This window comes from Massilia sp. 01N410 (assembly GCF_056399665.1).
Genome location: NZ_JBFTRV010000027.1, coordinates 1 through 16,424 on the forward strand (window position 1 = coordinate 1; position 16,424 = coordinate 16,424).

The window sequence follows — 16,424 nt, forward strand, 5'->3', positions numbered from 1 at the left end:
GTGGCCGAAGCGGGCAAGGAGATTTCGACCCGTCCGTTCCAGCTGGTCACCGGCCGCGTCTGGAAAGGCTCGGCCTTCGGCGGCGCCCGCGGCCGCACCGACGTGCCCCGCATCGTCGACTGGTACATGGAAAACAAGATCAACATCGACGACCTGATCACCCACCACCTGCGCCTCGACCAGATCAACGAAGGCTTCGAGCTGATGAAGAAGGGCGAGTCGATTCGTTCGGTGGTGGTGTACTGACACTGGCACGCGCAGTATGAACCGTCACCCCCGCGAAGGCGGGGGGCAAGTCAGGCCGGCACCAAGCCGGCCTTCTTTTTTCCGCCTGCTCCGCCAATTCTGCAGCCTGTCGCAGAACGCTGGCTCTCCTTCCCACCTGATCCTATCCTGCCCTCATCAATCACGCGCCCAAAACTAGAAAAAAAGTTCTAGACAAATTTTTCTAGCTGACCTATTCTGAATCCGTCGAAAGGAACCCGCATGAGCCTGCATCACTGGAAGGAAACGCGATGAACGCCGCGGCCTGGATGTCCGGCCTGGCCTGGGCATTGCTGGACTTCGTCTGGCAGGGCGCGCTGGTCGGCTGCGCCGCCGCCGTGCTGCTGGGCCTGCTGAGCAGGGCGCGTCCGCAGTGGCGCTACCTGGTCGCCTGCAGCGCGCTGCTGCTGTGCGCGGCGCTGCCGCTGGCCGGCATGCTGGCGCGCGTGGCGGGGCAGGGCGCAGACAGCATTCTTGTGCTGCCGTCCGCGCTGCTGCAAACGCTGCCGTCCGGCGCCGGGCAGGCGGCGGCCGGTCCTCTCCATGGCGCCGACCTGCCGGCCGGGTGGCGACTGGCGGACTGGCGCGAGGCGCTGCAGCCGCGCCTGCCGCTGGTGATCCTGTGCTGGTCGGCCGGGGCCGCGTTGATGGCCGTGCGCCTGCTGCTGGGCCTGGCCTGGGTGCGCCGGCGCAGCCGTCCCGGCGCCTACCGGCTGGACGCGGAGTGGCAGGCCGTGCTGGACCGCCTGGCGCCGCGGCTGGGGATAGTCCGCAAGGTCATCCTCGGACTGGTGGACGACCTCGCCAGTCCGGTGACGGCAGGGGCTCTAGTCCCGCTGGTGCTGGTCCCGGCCTCGCTGGCCACCGGCATGGCGCCGCAGCTGCTCGAGGCCCTGCTGGCGCACGAGCTGGCCCATGTGCGGCGCCACGACTACCTGGTCAACCTGGTACAGAGTGCGATCGAGATCCTGCTGTTCTATCACCCGGCCGTGTGGTGGCTGTCGCACCGCATCCGGATCGAGCGGGAACTGATCGCCGACGATTTGGCCGCAAGCGCGCTGGGCGAACCGCGGCGTCTCGCGCTTGCATTATCCGAGCTGGACCTGTTCCAGCTCTCCACCCCGCAACTCGCCCCTGGGGCATTTGGAATAAGAGGAACGCTCATGTCTCGCATCAAACGCCTGGTTCGCCCGCATGCCGAACCCTTCAACTGGAAGCTGGCACTGCCGGCCCTCGGCCTGGCCCTGACGGCCGCCATCCACGCCCATGCCGGCACCACGCCGGCGGCCGCGCCGGTCCAGCAAAAATCGAGTGTGCACGTGACGCAGCAGGATAGCCGCGACGCGCCGTATGCGCTGGTGGGCGAGGGCGACAACGGTTTCAATATGACCGGCAACAGCGCCGACTGGCCGTCGATCAAGCAGCTCAAGCGCAGCATCCAGGGCGAATTCCTGTGGTTCCGCGACGGCGGCAAGACCTGGATCGTGCAGGACCGCGACACGCTGGCCAGGGCGCACGCGGCCTGGGAACCGGTCAACCGGCTGGGCGAGCAGATGGACGCCTACGGCAAGGAAATGGACAAGCACGGCAAGGCCATGGAAGCCATCGGCAAGGAGATGGAGCAGGCCGCCGCCGGCATGCAGCCCGACGAGGGGCGGGTGCGCGAGCTGGAGCGCAAGATGAACGAGCTGGGGCGGCAGATGTCCAGCCTCGGCCAGCAGATCGGCAAGGCCGGCAGCGACAGCGAGCGCGACCGCCTGAACGACAGGATGAACACGCTCGGCCGGCAGATGAACGCACTGGGCGAGCAGATGCGCGCCGCGCATGAGAGCGAAGGGCAGCGCCGCGCCCAGGCCAGCATGGACGCCGCCGGCAAGCGCATGAACGAGGCCGGCAAGCCGATGGACGCGCTGGGCAAGAAGATGGATGCGCTCGGCAAGCAGATGGACCAGGAGAGCAAGGCCGCCGACAAGACCATGCGCAGCCTGATCCGCGATGCGATGGCCAGGGGACTGGCGCAGCAGGCGCCGGGGCAGGGTTGAATCCGATCCTTGCATGCATATAAAAAGGACCGGAGATGGATTTCATTTCCGGTCTTATTTATATGTATATGTATTCGATTAAATGTGCATATAGAAGGATTTTAATGCAGTAATTACACCGTATTGTGCGACGCAAAAGACGACATGTATAATTTCTTTTCAGTAACTGGAAAAATGTTTTCCGGTGCTATTCAATAATAATCACCAAGAGATAGGAATTAACATGTTCAAGAAAATCGCTGCCGCTGCGGCAATGGCCTTCGCGGCATCTTCCGCTTTCGCTGCACCGACCGCTTATTATGGCGGCCTGGACCTTGGCTCGACCAAGCTCGATGGCCTCAGCGACAACAAGGCCAGCGTCGGCGGCTTCCTCGGCTATGGCTTCAACCAGAATTTTGCCATCGAGCTGGGCTATCGCCAGCTGGGCAGCTGGGATGTGCTGGGCGTCAACGTCAAAGCCAAGCAGACCCACGTGTCGGTGGTCGGTTCCTACCCGCTGGGCAACCAGGTCGAGGTCTATGGCCGCCTGGGCTACAACCAACTGCGCGGTGAAGCCAGCTACGGCGGCCGGTCCTATGGCGACGACACCAGCGGCGTCATGTACGGTGCCGGCCTGAGCTACAGCTTCACCCCGACCATTTCGGGCCGTTTCGAAGTGCAGAAGCCGTCCAGCGATTCGACCAATTACGGCGTCGGCGTCGTCTTCAAGTTTTAATTGAGAGGGGAATAAGCGGTAATTCATCGTCCGCTTATTAAAACAAGTGGCACATGTTTCGATTTTCGGAACGTGTGCCATTTATTTTTCGGGAGCGGTATGGCAGCATACGGACGTTTATATTTTTTAAAGTCCATGCCATGCGCCCAGCACGTTTAGCTGTCGTTTTATCCCTTGCCGGCGCCGCTGCGCTGGCACATGCCCAGAATACGCCGGCAACCGCACCCGCCACCGCCGCACCGACGACGGCCGAACGTCCGGCCAAGGAATTCCCGTACACGCCCGGGCTGGACGTGAATTCGATGGATCGCAGCGCCGATCCCTGCGTCGACTTCTACCAGTACGCCTGCGGCGGCTGGATGAAGAACAATCCGATCCCCGCCGACCAGGCGCGCTGGTCGGTCTACGGCAAGCTGGCCCAGGACAACCAGCGCTTCCTGTGGGGCATCCTCGAAGACCTGTCGAAGCGCCAGGACGGCCGCAACGCCAACCAGCAGAAGATCGGCGACTACTTCGGCGCCTGCATGGACGAGCGCACCATCGAGGCGCGCGGCGCCGAACCGCTGAAACCCTATTTCGACCAGATCGCGGCGCTGCGTTCCAACAAGGACTTGCCGCGCGTGCTGGCGCGCCTGCACCTGGCGCTGGCCGACCAGGGCCTCTACTTCGGTTTCGGATCGAGCCAGGACTTCGGCGATTCGACCCGCGTGATCGCCTTCGCCAGCGCCGGCGGCCTGGGCCTGCCTGACCGCGATTCCTACCTCAAGACCGACGACAAGTCGAAGGAGGTGCGCGCCAAGTACATCCTCCATATCGCCAACACCTTCAAGCTGCTGGGCGACGCGCCGGAGCTGGCGCAGCGCAAGGCCGAGCGCGTGATGGCGATGGAGACCGAACTCGCCAGGGCCTCGCTGTCGCGCGTCGACAAGCGCGACCCCTACAAGCTGTTCCACAAGCTCGACGCCAGGGGGCTGCAGGCCCTGACCCCGGGCTTCGACTGGCACACCTACCTGGGCGAGATCGGGCAGGGCAAGCAGAACACCTTCAACGTCACCGAACCGGCCTTCTTCAAGGCGCTGGCGAAGATGTGGAAGAGCAGCGACATCGACGCCACCCGCACCTATCTGCAGTGGCACGTGGCGCGCAATCTGTCGCCGGCGCTGGCGTCCCGCTTCGACCAGGAACACTTCGACTTCTTCAGCAAGACCCTGCGCGGCGTCCAGCAACAGCCGCCGCGCTGGAAACGCTGCGTGGGCCTGGTCGACCGCCAGCTCGGCGAAGCGCTGGGCCAGGAATTCGTCAGCCGCGCCTTCTCGCCCGAGCTGAAGGCCAAGTCCCTGCACATGACCCGCCAGGTCGAAGAGGCGATGAAGAAGGACATCGAATCGCTCGACTGGATGAGCCCCGAAACCAAGAAGCGCGCCCAGGAAAAGCTGGCCGCGATCGTCAACAAGATCGGCTATCCGGACAAGTGGCGCGACTACGGCAGCTATGAGGTGAAGCCGGGCGACTTCGCCGGCAACGTCGAGCGCGGCAATATGTTCGAATCGCGGCGCCAGCTGGCCAAGATCGGCAAGCCGCTCGACCGCGGCGAATGGTCGATGACCCCGCCGACGGTGAACGCCTATTTCGATCCGCAGATGAACGACATCAACTTCCCGGCCGGCGTGCTGCAGCCGCCGCTGTTCGACCCGAAGATGGACGATGCGCCGAACTACGGCAACACCGGCGGCACCATCGGCCACGAGCTGACCCACGCCTTCGACGACGAAGGCCGCCAGTTCGACGCCAAGGGCAACCTGAAGGACTGGTGGACGAAGAAGGACGCCAAGGAATACGAAGAGCGCGCCCAGTGCATCGTCGACCAGTACGCGCAGTACACGGTGGTGGACGACATCAAGATCAACAGCAAGCTGACCCTGGGCGAGGACATCGCCGACCTGGGCGGCCTGATCCTGGGCTGGATGGCGTGGAAGGAGGAGATGGCCAGCATGCCGCAACAGGCCCAGCCCCTGCGCGACGGCTTGAGCCCGGAACAGCGCTTCTTCGTCGGTAACGCCCAATGGGCCTGCGAAAACGACCGCCCGGAAAACCTGCGCGTAAAAGCCCTGACCGACCCGCACTCGCCGGGCCGCTTCCGCGTGAACGGCCTGGTGGTGAACATGCCGCAGTTCCAGGAGGCTTTCCACTGCAAGCCGGGGCAGCCGATGGTGAAGGAGAAGCGGTGCAGGGTGTGGTGACCGTGCACTAAAACAACGTCGTCCCCGCGCATTAACCACGTCGTCCCCGCGAAGGCGGGGACCCAAGTCCTGCGTGCGTTACGTCAGCTCAGGCAAACTTGGACCCCCGCCTGCGCGGGGGCGACGATCAAGTGCGTGGGGGCGACGATCAAGTGCGTGGGGGCGACGATCAAGTGCGCGGGGGCGACGTTCAGGTATGCGTGGCCTCAACGCCGCCGCGTCCCCTGATCGCTGGCCTGCGCCTGCATGTGAATCAGATTCGCCTCGAACGACTGCATCTGCAAACCAATGTCCGACATATCGACATTCGACCGCTGCAGCCGCGGGAACAGCTGCTGCTCTTCCTCGTCGATGTGGCTGAGCACCGCGTTGAGCATCTCGCGCATCAGCGCTTCGGTGCGCGGTTCGTCCGGCTGCATGCCCTGCAAGGTGGCCAGCAGGTCGTCGACCTTCAGGTGGTCCTGTTCGAAGTGGCGTACGAGGTTGTCGTCGAGGCAGCGCACGTTCGGATAGAAGATCGATTCTTCCAGCCGCGAATGGGTGTGGATGGCTTGCAGCAACTGGATGGCCGACTGCTTCTTCACGTCCATGTCGCTGCTGTTGAGATAGGTGTCGGCCAGCTTGCGCACCATGTCGTGGTCGCGCGTCAAAGCCTGGATCGGGTCAACATTGTCCATGATGGGGTCTCCTGAAAAGGAGTGCCATCCTACTCCCGGTCTTCGCGAGGGCACGATCCGTTTAGGGCCGGCAATCCGGAAAAAAAACGCCGCCCGCAGGCGGCGCTCGGATGGGCCGGAGCCCGATCAATGCTGCGCGATCTTGCCGCGCCAGGCGCCGGTTTCCTTGCCGCGCGATTCCAGCATTTCCTTGAACTTCTGCAGGTTGCCGCGAGCTTCCATGCGCACGGCGCCGAAGGCGTCGCCCAGTGTTTCCAGCGGGCCTTCCGGCTGGTAATCCATCTGCAGGGCGATGCGGGTCACGTCATCCGAGATCTTGTGGAAGGTGACCACGCCGCCGTTCGGCACACCGGTGACGCTGCGCCAGGCGATGCGCTTGTCCGGGATCTGCTCGGTGATCTCGGCATCCCATTCCTTTTCTTCGCCGGCCACATTGGCCTTCCAGTGCAGGTGCTTGTCGTCCAGCTGGCGGATCTCGTGCACGCTGCTCATGAATTGCGGGAAGTCCTCGAACTGGGTCCACTGATTGTAAGCAGTGCTCACCGGCACGTTGACTTCGATTGTCTCGACGATCGAGGAACCCATGTTCGAACCACGATTTTTCATTTTTTTCGACAGCATCATGCCGCCGACCGCCAGCGCGGCCACAGTAACGACTCGATTCAGCATTGTTGCCTCCTTGTTACGAGTAGAGCTTCGATAAATAACAGCCGGATCAGGCCGGCTAGTGAACACATCTGCCCGTAACTTACGATAAGTCCCGTTTGGGCGGCGCTAGCGAGCCTTGTGGAAACTGTTGCGATACTGTATATATAACCAGTAAATTTGTGCCCAATATACGCCTGCGGCCCATCCCGACGTTTATAATGCCCGCATGAATCTCCTCGACAATCTGAATCCCGAACAGCTCGCCGCGGTCACGCTGCCGTCCCAGAGCGCCCTGATCCTGGCCGGCGCCGGCTCGGGCAAGACCCGCGTGCTGACCACCCGGATCGCCTGGCTGATCCAGACTGGCCAGGTGTCGCCGGCCGGCCTGATGGCGGTAACCTTCACCAACAAGGCGGCGAAGGAAATGCTGAGCCGCCTGTCGGCGATGCTGCCGGTGAACACGCGCGGCATGTGGATCGGTACCTTCCACGGCCTGTGCAACCGCCTGCTGCGCACCCATCACCGCGACGCCGCGCTGCCGCAGAGCTTCCAGATCCTGGATTCGCAAGACCAGCTGTCGATGATCAAGCGCATGCTGAAGGCCCTGAATGTCGATGACGAGAAGTACCCGGCCAAGGACCTGATGTATTTCATCAACAACGCCAAGGACAATGGCTTGCGCGCCAGCCAGGTCGAGGCCTACGACCACGTGCAAAAGCGCATGGTCGAGCTCTACGACGCCTACGACCAGCAGTGCCAGCGCGAGGGCGTGGTCGATTTTGCCGAGCTGCTGCTGCGCGCCTACGAACTGCTGCAGCGTAATCATCCGCTGCGCCAGCATTACCAGATGCGCTTCCGCCACATCCTGGTCGACGAGTTCCAGGATACGAACGACCTGCAGTACAACCTGCTGAAACTGCTGGCCGGCCACGGCGAGGCGGCCGGCGGCGCGATCTTCGCGGTCGGCGACGACGACCAGAGCATCTACGCCTTCCGCGGCGCCAACGTCGGCAATATGCAGGCCTTCGAGCGCGAGTTCGAGGTCAAGAACCTGATCAAGCTGGAGCAGAACTACCGCTCGCACGGCCACATCCTCGACACCGCCAACTTCCTGATCGCGAATAATACGCGGCGCCTGGGCAAGAACCTGCGCACCGACGCGGGGCAGGGCGAGCCGGTGCGCATCTACGAGGCATCGAGCGACCTCGAAGAGGCGCAGTGGATCATCGACGAAGCCAAGAGCCTGATGGCCGAGGGCATGCCGAGGAGCGAGATCGCGATCCTGTACCGCTCGAACGCGCAGAGCCGCGTGATCGAGCACGCGCTGTTCGCGGCCGGCCTGCCCTATACCGTGTACGGCGGCCTGCGCTACTTCCAGCGCGCCGAGGTCAAGCACGCGATCGCCTACCTGCAGCTGATGGACAATCCGCACAACGATTCGGCCTTCCTGCGGGTGGTGAATTTCCCCACCCGCGGCATCGGCGCGCGCTCGCTCGAGCAGCTGCAAATGGCGGCCGAGAGCTATGGCGTGTCGCTGTATGCGGCGGTGCCCTACATGACCGGCAAGGCCGGCACTGCGCTGGGCAACTTCGTCAAGCTGATCGAGAGCGCGCGCTTCGAGACCCAGCAGCTGCCGCTGCCGGAAATGGTGAAGGTGGTGCTGGAGCGCAGCACGCTGCTGGCCTACTACGAGAAGGAAAAGGAAGGCGCGGAGCGCATCGAAAACCTGGAGCAGATGGTCAGCGCCGCCACCCACTTCGTGCAGGAAGAGGGCTTCGGCGTGAACGCCCCGGCCCACCTGGGTCCGCAGGCGCTGGCCAGCAGCGGCGCGGCCATCGTCAACGCCGACGGCGTCGAGGTGCTGGATGCCGATGCGCCGCTGGCCACCGTGATGTCGCCGCTGTCGGCCTTCCTGGCCCACGCCTCGCTGGAAGCGGGCGACGCCCAGGCCCAGGCCGGCCAGGATGCGATGCAATTGATGACGGTGCACTCGGCCAAGGGCCTGGAATTCGACGCCGTGTTCATCACCGGCCTGGAAGAAGGCCTGTTCCCGCACGAGAGCAGCTCGCGCGAGCTGGACGGCGTGGACGAGGAACGCCGCCTGATGTACGTGGCGATCACGCGCGCGCGCAAGCGTTTGTACATGAGCTTTACCCAGCAGCGCATGCTGCACGGCCAGACCCGCTTCAACATGAAGTCGCGCTTCTTCGACGAGCTGCCGGAAGAATCGCTGAAGTGGCTGTCGCCGCGGGTGCAGACCAACTGGTTCGCCGGCCGCAAGTCGACCACCGCCTGGGACGACGCCAGCTTCCGCGAGGGCGGCAGCGACAACCAGATCGCCCTGCAGATCAAGCAGAAGTCTTCAAGCAGCAAGAGTAACGACGGGGGCATCGGCTGGCGCATCGGCGAAGCCGTGTCGCACGCGCGCTTCGGCGAGGGCGTGATCGTCAACATCGAGGGCGGGGCGGGCAGCCCGCGCGCCCTGATCAACTTCGGCGGGGCGGGGATGAAGATGCTCGACCTGTCGGTGGCCAAGCTGGAGAAGCTTGCGCGGTGATCGTTTGACCGCAGGGTGGGCTCCCCCGAGCCCACGCATTACGCCGGCTGCGTCTCTTTGCCAGCGGCCGGCTTGCCGAAAATGTCGCGGTAGCCGGCGTAGATCGCGCACTGCAGGAACAGGATAAACAGGAACATCAGCCACATCAGCACCACCTGGGCCAGCGCGATCGCGCTGAACAGGTTCACCACCACGAAGGTGATGAGGGTGAAGATGCCGAACCAGGACAGCAGCAGCACGCCGAACACGCGCGCCGAGCGCATCACGGCGAAGAAGCTGTAGAAGGTGGCCTTGCCCGGTCCCATCTGCTTCCAGTAGGTGAGCGGGGCGGCGAAGCACAGGGTCAGCAGCGACACCGTCTCCAGGATCAGCAGGCCGAACACGGCGGCGACGTCGCCGAGCGAGAAGGGCAGCTTGTCCTTCGGGTCCAGCTTGATGTTGCCCGGCAGCTGGCGCAGCGATTCCGGCGTGATCATCAGCGCGATCAGGGTCAGCACCAGGAAGACGCCGAGATAGATCACACCCACCTTGCACAGGCCGCCCAGCACCGGCTTGCGGAAGCCCGTCAGCAGCACGGCCGGGGTCACGCGGTCGCCGTTGTCGATCATCAGGCAGGCCTGCATGAAGGCCATCGAGAACGAGGGAATCAGCACCACCACGATGATCGGGCCGATGATGGGCACGGCGCTGATGCCGATCGCCAGCAGGATGCTGGCAAACAGCAGGGTGGTGAGGGCGGCCGGCTGCTTGCGGAACAGGCCCATGCCCCGTTTCAGCCAATCCCAGCCGGTACGTGCGGGCAGTGTGCTCATGCTGTGAGACCCGGGGCGGGAACGGCAATGCGCTCGCGCAGCACGCGTTCGAAGTGGGTGGGATCGTGCGGCGTCAGCATCTCGGCTTCGCGCGGACGGTGCAGGTCGTACAGGCGCGACAGCCAGAAACGCAGGGCCGCGGCGCGCAGCATGGGCTGCCAGGCCTGGGCTTCGGCCTCGGTGAAGGGGCGGGCGGCGTGGTAGGCGCGGGTCAGCGCCAGCACGCGGTCCTGGTCGAGGCGGCCGGTGTCGAGGTCGATGCACCAGTCGTTGACGGTGACGGCGATGTCGAACAGCCAACTGTCCCAGCCGGCAAAATAGAAGTCGAAGCAGCCGCTCAGGCGCTCGCCGACGAACATCACGTTGTTGCGGAACAGGTCGGCGTGGACCGGACCCTGGGCCAGCCCGGCGTAGACGGGGCCGGCGGCGAACCCGCGCTGGAAGGCCAGTTCCGATTCCAGCAGGACGGCTTCATCGGCGTCGAGGAAGGGCAGGACCTTGGGCACGGTCTCGATCCACCAGTCCAGGCCGCGCAGGTTCGGCTGGCGCAGCGGGAAGTCCCGGCCGGCCAGGTGCATCTTCGCCAGCATGGTGCCGACTTCGGCGCAATGCACGGGCTGCGGGTCCATCTGCGAGCTGCCGTCGAGCTTGCTGACGACGACGGCCGGCTTGCCGTGCAGCGCCACCACCAGTTCTCCCTGGTCGTTCGGCACCGGCGCCGGCACCGGAATGCCGCGCTCCGACAGGTGGCGCATCAACTGCACGTAGAAGGGCAGCTGCTCGAAGTCGAGGTTCTCGAAAATCGTCAGGACGAATTCGCCGCGCTCGGTCGTCAGGAAGAAGTTACTGTTTTCGATGCCGCTGGCGATGCCTTTCAGCGCCAGGGCTTTACCGAGAGGAAACTGCTTGATCCACTGGCTCAGGTCGTCCAGTGTGACCGAGGTGAAAACTGCCATCGTTCACGAATTATTGGGTAGCTGTGGCAGCCGCACAAAGGCGGCCGGTCGTCATTTCTTCTCGGGTCCGGCGGTCGCGTTGGCCGGCAGCGGAGGCGGCGGCGGTGCGTCGGCGGTGGTCGGCGCATTGCTCCCGTTTTCGGCGGGGGCCTTGCGCTTGCCCGACAGGTCGAATTCTCCCACCTTCCATTGCGGCGCGCGGATCGAATTGCCGCTCGCGCTGCCCGGCACCGCATTGCCCGGCGGGTTGTTCGGCTTCATGTAATAGTGGCTGCCGCTGCTGGTCACCTCGACTTCGGTGACCTGGCCGCCGTCGCGCCTTTCCTTGATCTGGGTGCGCTCGCGCGAGGGGATATTGGTCGCCGGCACATCGCTGCCTGGTTCGACACGCTCGAGCTTGGGCGGCGCCTGGTTCTGCGTCGACTGCGGCGGCGTCGGCTGGGACGATTGCTGGGCCAGTGCCGATCCGGCCTGCGCGGCCAGCAGCAGGCCCAGGCAAGGTGCGAGAAGGGGCAGGCGGGAGGAAATGCGTGGCATGGTGGTCACCTTTGACGTTTGGTTCATTGTAACAAACAGCGCAGCCCACCAGTGAAATGCATGTGAAAAGCATGTGAAAAGAGCGAACCGGCCCCATATGGATGGGAATCCGATTCTGCGATAATGGCGCACATTTGCTCATTCCGACCCTCCATGGACAATACCCTGCTTCTCGTTGACGGCTCCAGCTACCTGTACCGCGCATTCCACGCGCTGCCCGACCTGCGCAGCCCCGACGGTCACCCGACCGGCGCGATGCACGGCATGGTCAATATGCTGCGCCGCCTGCGCGCCGACTTCCCGGCCGCCTACATCGCCTGCGTGTTCGACGCCAAGGGCAAGACCTTCCGCGACGACCTCTACCCCGAGTACAAGGCCACCCGCGCCTCGATGCCGGAAGACCTGAGCAAACAGATCGAGCCGATCCACGAAGTGGTGCGCCACATGGGCTGGCCGATCCTGATGGTCGAAGGCGTCGAGGCCGACGACGTGATCGGCACCCTGGCCGCCCAGGCCACCGCGCGCGGCATGAACACCGTGGTCTCGACCGGCGACAAGGACCTGGCCCAGCTGGTCAACGACAAGGTCATGCTGATCAATACGATGAGCAACGAGAAGCTCGACGAAGCCGGGGTGCTGGCCAAGTTCGGCGTGCCGCCGAACCGCATCATCGACTACCTGACCCTGATCGGCGACACCGTCGACAACGTCCCCGGCGTGAACAAGTGCGGCCCGAAGACGGCCGTGAAGTGGCTGACCCTGCATGGCTCCCTGGACGGCGTGATCGAGAACGCGCACACCATCGGCGGCGCGGTGGGCGCGAACCTGCAGGCGGCGCTGGAATGGCTGCCGAAGGGCCGCGAACTGATCACCGTGAAGACCGACTGCGACCTGGCCAAGCACCTGGTGTCGATCGAGGAAACCCTGGTCGGCCGCCCGGAAGACAAGGACGCGCTGCGCGACTTCTTCCAGCGCTACGGTTTCAAGACCATGCTGAAGGAACTCGGCAACGGCAATCCTGGAAGGTTCGTCTCGCCCGGGTCTTCTCCTTCGGCGCCGCTGAATTCGCCGGAAGGCGCAAGCGCGACCTTGCCCGGCATGCCGGTCATCAAGGGCGAGTACGAGACCGTCACCACGCAAGAGCAGCTGGAGCGCTGGCTGGAACTGATCGACAAGGCCGAGCTGACCTCGGTCGATACCGAGACCACCTCGCTCGACCCGATGATGGCCGAGATGGTCGGCATCTCGCTGTCGGTGGAAGCGGGCAAGGGCGCCTACATCCCGCTGGCGCACCGCTACGCCGGCGTGCCCGAGCAGCTGAACCGCGAGGAAGTCCTGGCGCGCATGAAGCCCTGGCTGGAAAACCCGGACAAGCCCAAGCTCGGCCAGAACCTGAAGTACGACGCCCACATCTTCGAGAACCACGGCGTCAAGATCCGCGGCATCGTCCATGACACCCTGCTGCAGTCCTATGTGTTCGAGTCGCACAAGCCGCACGACATGGACACCATGGCGATGCGCCATCTCGGCTACACCACGATTCCGTTCGTCGACGTGTGCGGCAAAGGGGTGAACCAGATCTGCTTCGACCAGGTCGAGCTGGGCCGCGCCACGGAGTATGCGGCCGAAGACTCGGACATCACGCTGCGCCTGCACCAGACCATGATCGGCCACGTCGAAAGCGACGAAGGCCTGAACTACATCTACCGCAAGATCGAGCTGCCGACCTCCGTGGTGCTGCAGAAGATCGAGCGCAATGGCGTGCTGATCGACGCCGAGCTGCTGGCCAAACAGTCCGGCGAACTGGCAGCACGCATCTCGCAACTCGAGCAGCAGGCCTATGAACTGGCCGGCGGCCCCTTCAACCTCGGTTCGCCCAAGCAGATCGGCGAGATCTTCTTCGGCAAGCTGCAGCTCCCGGTGATCAAGAAGACCGCCACCGGCGCCCCGTCCACCGACGAAGAGGTGCTGCAGAAGCTGGCCGAGGACTATCCGCTGCCGAAGATCCTGCTCGAGCACCGCGGCCTGTCCAAGCTGAAGTCGACCTATACCGACAAGCTGCCGAAGATGGTCAACCCGAACACCGGCCGCGTGCACACCAACTACGCGCAGGCGGTGGCGATCACGGGCCGCCTGGCCTCGAACGATCCGAACCTGCAGAACATCCCGGTGCGCACCGCCGAGGGACGCCGCATCCGCGAAGCCTTCGTCGCATCGCCCGGCTGCGTGCTGGTGTCGGCCGACTATTCGCAGATCGAGCTGCGCATCATGGCCCACATCTCCGGCGACGAGGCGATGCTGCGTGCCTTCGCCGCGGGCGAAGACATCCACCGCGCCACCGCCGCCGAGATCTTCAACCTGGCGCCGGAAGACGTCGAGAGCGAGCAGCGCCGCTATGCCAAGGTCATCAACTTCGGCCTGATCTACGGCATGAGCGCATTCGGTCTGGCGCAGAACCTGGGCATCGAGCGCGGCGCCGCCAGCAACTACATCGAGCGCTACTTCCAGCGCTTTGCCGGCGTCAAGCAGTACATGGACGAGACCCGCCTGTCGGCCAAGGCCAAGGGCTATGTCGAGACCGTGTTCGGCCGCCGCCTGTGGCTCCCGGAGATCAATTCGCCGAATGGCCCGCGCCGCGCCGGCGCCGAACGCGCGGCGATCAATGCGCCGATGCAGGGCACGGCGGCGGACCTGATCAAGCTGGCCATGATCGCGGTGCAGGACTGGCTCGAGAAAGAACAACTCGGCACCCGCATGATCATGCAGGTGCACGACGAACTGGTGCTGGAGGTGCCGGAGGGCGAGCTGGAACTGGTCAAGCAGAAGCTGCCGGAGCTGATGGCAGGCGTCGCGACCCTGAAGGTGCCGCTGGTGGCCGAAACCGGCGTCGGCCCGAACTGGGAAACCGCGCATTAAGCACGTAGGGTGAGCACTCCGTGCCCACGCCGGCCGCGCCCACCCTACGTTAAGATAGCCATCCTTTGTTACCCGACCAGAGGATGCACATGAACGACCTCGTAAAGAACGCCGACCGCTTCGCCGCCGCCACGCAACCGCTTGCGGCCCAGTCGCTGATCCAGACCGACACCGCCGGCCTGAGCGCCGGCACCGTCGAGCTGACCGTGAATGGCCAGGCCGTGCCGGTCTACCGCGCCCAGCCCGAGGGCAAATCGAATCTGCCGGTGATCCTGGTGATCTCCGAAATCTTCGGCGTGCACGAGCACATCGCCGACGTCGCGCGCCGCTTCGCCAAGCTGGGTTACCTGGCGCTGGCGCCGGAACTCTTCGTGCGCCAGGGCGATCCGTCGGCCATTGCCGACATCCCCACCCTGATGAAGAACATCATCCACAAAACGCCGGACGCGCAGGTGATGGCCGACCTCGACGCCTGCGTGGCCTGGGCCGCGGAGAACGGCGGCGACATCGACAGGCTTGGCATCACCGGCTTCTGCTGGGGCGGACGGGCCACCTGGATGTATTCGGCCCATAACCCGAAGATCAAGGCCGGCGTGGCCTGGTACGGCCGCCTGACGGGCGACGCCACCGCCAACACGCCGCAGCACCCGGTCGACATCGCGCCTGCCTTGACCGTGCCGGTACTGGCCCTGTACGCCGCCAGGGATACCGGCATCTCCCTCGACAGCGTCGACAAGATGAAGGCGGCGCTGGCCGAGGGCGCGAGCGGCTCGGAGTTCGTGGTGTATCCGGATGCGGGTCACGCCTTCCATGCCGACTACCGTCCGAGCTATAACGAGAAGGACGCGAAGGACGGCTGGGCGCGCGCGCTGGCCTGGTTCCGCAAGCACGGCGTGGCCTGATCCCGGCAGGCAGCGGCCGGGCACGGTACAATGCCCGGCTTGCGCCCGTCGGCGGCGCACCAAGAACAACAAGAGGCTTCACGATCGATCCCGTTCTCATTTCCATCCTGCTGGCCACCGGCGTGGCCGGCGTCGTCAGTATCACGGCTGCCGCGGTTTTCTCGTTCGCCCTGCTCGCGAAAGTCGTCGAGCGCATGGTCAGCCTGTCGGTCGGCATCATGCTCGCGACCTCGCTGCTGCACGCGCTGCCGGAAGCCTTCGAGTCCCACGTCGACCCGCGCGCGCTGTTCGCGACCCTGCTGGGCGGCCTGCTGGCCTTCTTCATGCTGGAGAAGGTGGCGCTGCTGCGCCATTCGCATCATCACGAGGGCGACGGCCATCACCACGCCCACGGTCACGACGCCCACCAGGCCGGCAAGGCCGGCTGGATGATCCTGATCGGCGACGGCATGCACAACTTCACGGACGGGATCCTGATCGCGGCGGCCTTCCTGGCCGATCCCAAGCTGGGCATCCTGACCGGGGTGGCCATCATCGCCCACGAGATCCCGCAGGAGATCGGCGACTTCATCGTGCTGCTGAACGCCGGCTTTTCGCGCCTGCGCGCCTATGTGTTCAACCTGCTGTGCAGCCTGCTGGCGGTGGTCGGCGGCGTGCTCGGCTACTACACCCTGGACCGGGCCAGCGGCCTGATTCCCTATGTGCTGGTGTTCGCCTCGTCGGGCTTCATCTACATCGCCGTGAGCGACCTGATGCCGCAGATGCAGCGCCGCGCCACCGTGCGCGAATCGATCCCGCAGGTGCTGCTGATCGGCCTGGGTGTGGTCATCGTGCTGCTTCTGACGCACGGACACTGAGGTTTCAGGGCTTTCTTGCGCCCTGATATTGACATCGCGATTCGATGCGGCCTATGCTGAGTGCTTACCTACGTGGGGGAAGCAATGGCAAGGCTGGTGAATCAACTGGTTGTGGCGCTGCGCGAGAAGCCGTCGCGGTTCGGCTATGTACTCGGCATCCTGGTGCTGTCGGTCGTCGTGTTTACGCTGGCGGACTTCCTGCCGGCGCCCTACGATTTCGGTCACTAAAAACCACCAGCGCTTAGCGTGAGCACGGCGGTGGGCACGGCGTGCCCACCCTACGATTATCTGGCGCCGGTGG

General features: G+C 64.6%; 13 protein-coding genes and 1 pseudogene. 9 read left to right on the top strand and 5 right to left on the bottom strand.

Annotated elements, in window-relative coordinates; all coding sequences use genetic code 11:
• The 4 genes and pseudogenes from AC1DOP_RS24905 to AC1DOP_RS24920 all read left to right on the top strand — a co-directional run.
• A pseudogene (locus tag AC1DOP_RS24905) lies at nucleotides 1-246 on the top strand (S-(hydroxymethyl)glutathione dehydrogenase); the annotation flags it as partial.
• 269 nt (nucleotides 247-515) lie between these two features.
• Nucleotides 516-2,306, top strand: a complete 1,791-nt coding sequence (locus AC1DOP_RS24910) for a M56 family metallopeptidase (RefSeq protein WP_442124968.1) — start codon at nucleotides 516-518, stop codon at nucleotides 2,304-2,306.
• Nucleotides 2,307-2,529: 223 nt separating this feature from the next.
• Nucleotides 2,530-3,021, top strand: a complete 492-nt coding sequence (locus AC1DOP_RS24915; RefSeq protein ID WP_477253936.1) for a porin family protein — start codon at nucleotides 2,530-2,532, stop codon at nucleotides 3,019-3,021.
• A gap of 140 nt (nucleotides 3,022-3,161) precedes the next feature.
• On the top strand, nucleotides 3,162-5,261 hold the full coding sequence (locus tag AC1DOP_RS24920; protein WP_477253938.1) for a M13 family metallopeptidase: 2,100 nt from the start codon (nucleotides 3,162-3,164) through the stop codon (nucleotides 5,259-5,261).
• A 206-nt stretch (nucleotides 5,262-5,467) separates the two neighbouring features.
• Here the strand turns inward: AC1DOP_RS24920 and AC1DOP_RS24925 are convergent, their stop codons facing one another.
• Nucleotides 5,468-5,938 (bottom strand): hemerythrin domain-containing protein, encoded by a 471-nt coding sequence (locus AC1DOP_RS24925; RefSeq protein ID WP_442124188.1) that lies wholly within the window; start codon nucleotides 5,936-5,938, stop codon nucleotides 5,468-5,470.
• 126 nt (nucleotides 5,939-6,064) lie between these two features.
• On the bottom strand, nucleotides 6,065-6,607 hold the full coding sequence (locus AC1DOP_RS24930; RefSeq protein ID WP_442124189.1) for an SRPBCC family protein: 543 nt from the start codon (nucleotides 6,605-6,607) through the stop codon (nucleotides 6,065-6,067).
• Nucleotides 6,608-6,812: 205 nt separating this feature from the next.
• Here AC1DOP_RS24930 and AC1DOP_RS24935 point away from each other — a divergent pair, with 205 nt between their 5' ends.
• The gene (locus AC1DOP_RS24935; RefSeq protein ID WP_442124190.1) at nucleotides 6,813-9,143 is read left to right on the top strand and encodes a UvrD-helicase domain-containing protein; all 2,331 of its coding nucleotides are present in this window, start codon (nucleotides 6,813-6,815) and stop codon (nucleotides 9,141-9,143) included.
• Nucleotides 9,144-9,181: 38 nt separating this feature from the next.
• Here the strand turns inward: AC1DOP_RS24935 and AC1DOP_RS24940 are convergent, their stop codons facing one another.
• The 3 genes from AC1DOP_RS24940 to AC1DOP_RS24950 are packed head-to-tail and all read right to left on the bottom strand — an operon-like array spanning nucleotide 9,182 to nucleotide 11,448.
• Complete coding sequence (locus AC1DOP_RS24940) at nucleotides 9,182-9,955, bottom strand: BPSS1780 family membrane protein (RefSeq protein WP_442124191.1); 774 nt, start codon at nucleotides 9,953-9,955, stop codon at nucleotides 9,182-9,184.
• Nucleotides 9,952-10,911, bottom strand: a complete 960-nt coding sequence (locus AC1DOP_RS24945; protein WP_477253941.1) for a homoserine kinase — start codon at nucleotides 10,909-10,911, stop codon at nucleotides 9,952-9,954. Before AC1DOP_RS24945 ends, AC1DOP_RS24940 begins: the two co-directional genes overlap by 4 nt.
• A gap of 51 nt (nucleotides 10,912-10,962) precedes the next feature.
• Nucleotides 10,963-11,448 carry a hypothetical protein gene (locus AC1DOP_RS24950; protein ID WP_442124193.1) on the bottom strand — a complete coding sequence of 162 codons (486 nt, stop codon included), beginning with the start codon at nucleotides 11,446-11,448 and terminating at the stop codon, nucleotides 10,963-10,965.
• Nucleotides 11,449-11,601: 153 nt separating this feature from the next.
• Between AC1DOP_RS24950 and polA the strand changes: the two genes are divergently transcribed.
• From polA to AC1DOP_RS24970, 4 genes are all read left to right on the top strand, one after another.
• Nucleotides 11,602-14,364, top strand: a complete 2,763-nt coding sequence (gene polA, locus AC1DOP_RS24955; protein WP_477253944.1) for a DNA polymerase I — start codon at nucleotides 11,602-11,604, stop codon at nucleotides 14,362-14,364.
• A gap of 89 nt (nucleotides 14,365-14,453) precedes the next feature.
• The gene (locus AC1DOP_RS24960; protein WP_442124195.1) at nucleotides 14,454-15,266 is read left to right on the top strand and encodes a dienelactone hydrolase family protein; all 813 of its coding nucleotides are present in this window, start codon (nucleotides 14,454-14,456) and stop codon (nucleotides 15,264-15,266) included.
• A gap of 107 nt (nucleotides 15,267-15,373) precedes the next feature.
• Nucleotides 15,374-16,123 (top strand): ZIP family metal transporter, encoded by a 750-nt coding sequence (locus AC1DOP_RS24965; protein WP_442124252.1) that lies wholly within the window; start codon nucleotides 15,374-15,376, stop codon nucleotides 16,121-16,123.
• A 96-nt stretch (nucleotides 16,124-16,219) separates the two neighbouring features.
• A complete protein-coding gene (locus AC1DOP_RS24970) occupies nucleotides 16,220-16,351 on the top strand; it encodes a hypothetical protein (protein ID WP_442124196.1) in 132 nt (43 codons plus the stop codon).
• Nucleotides 16,352-16,424 lie beyond the last annotated feature (73 nt).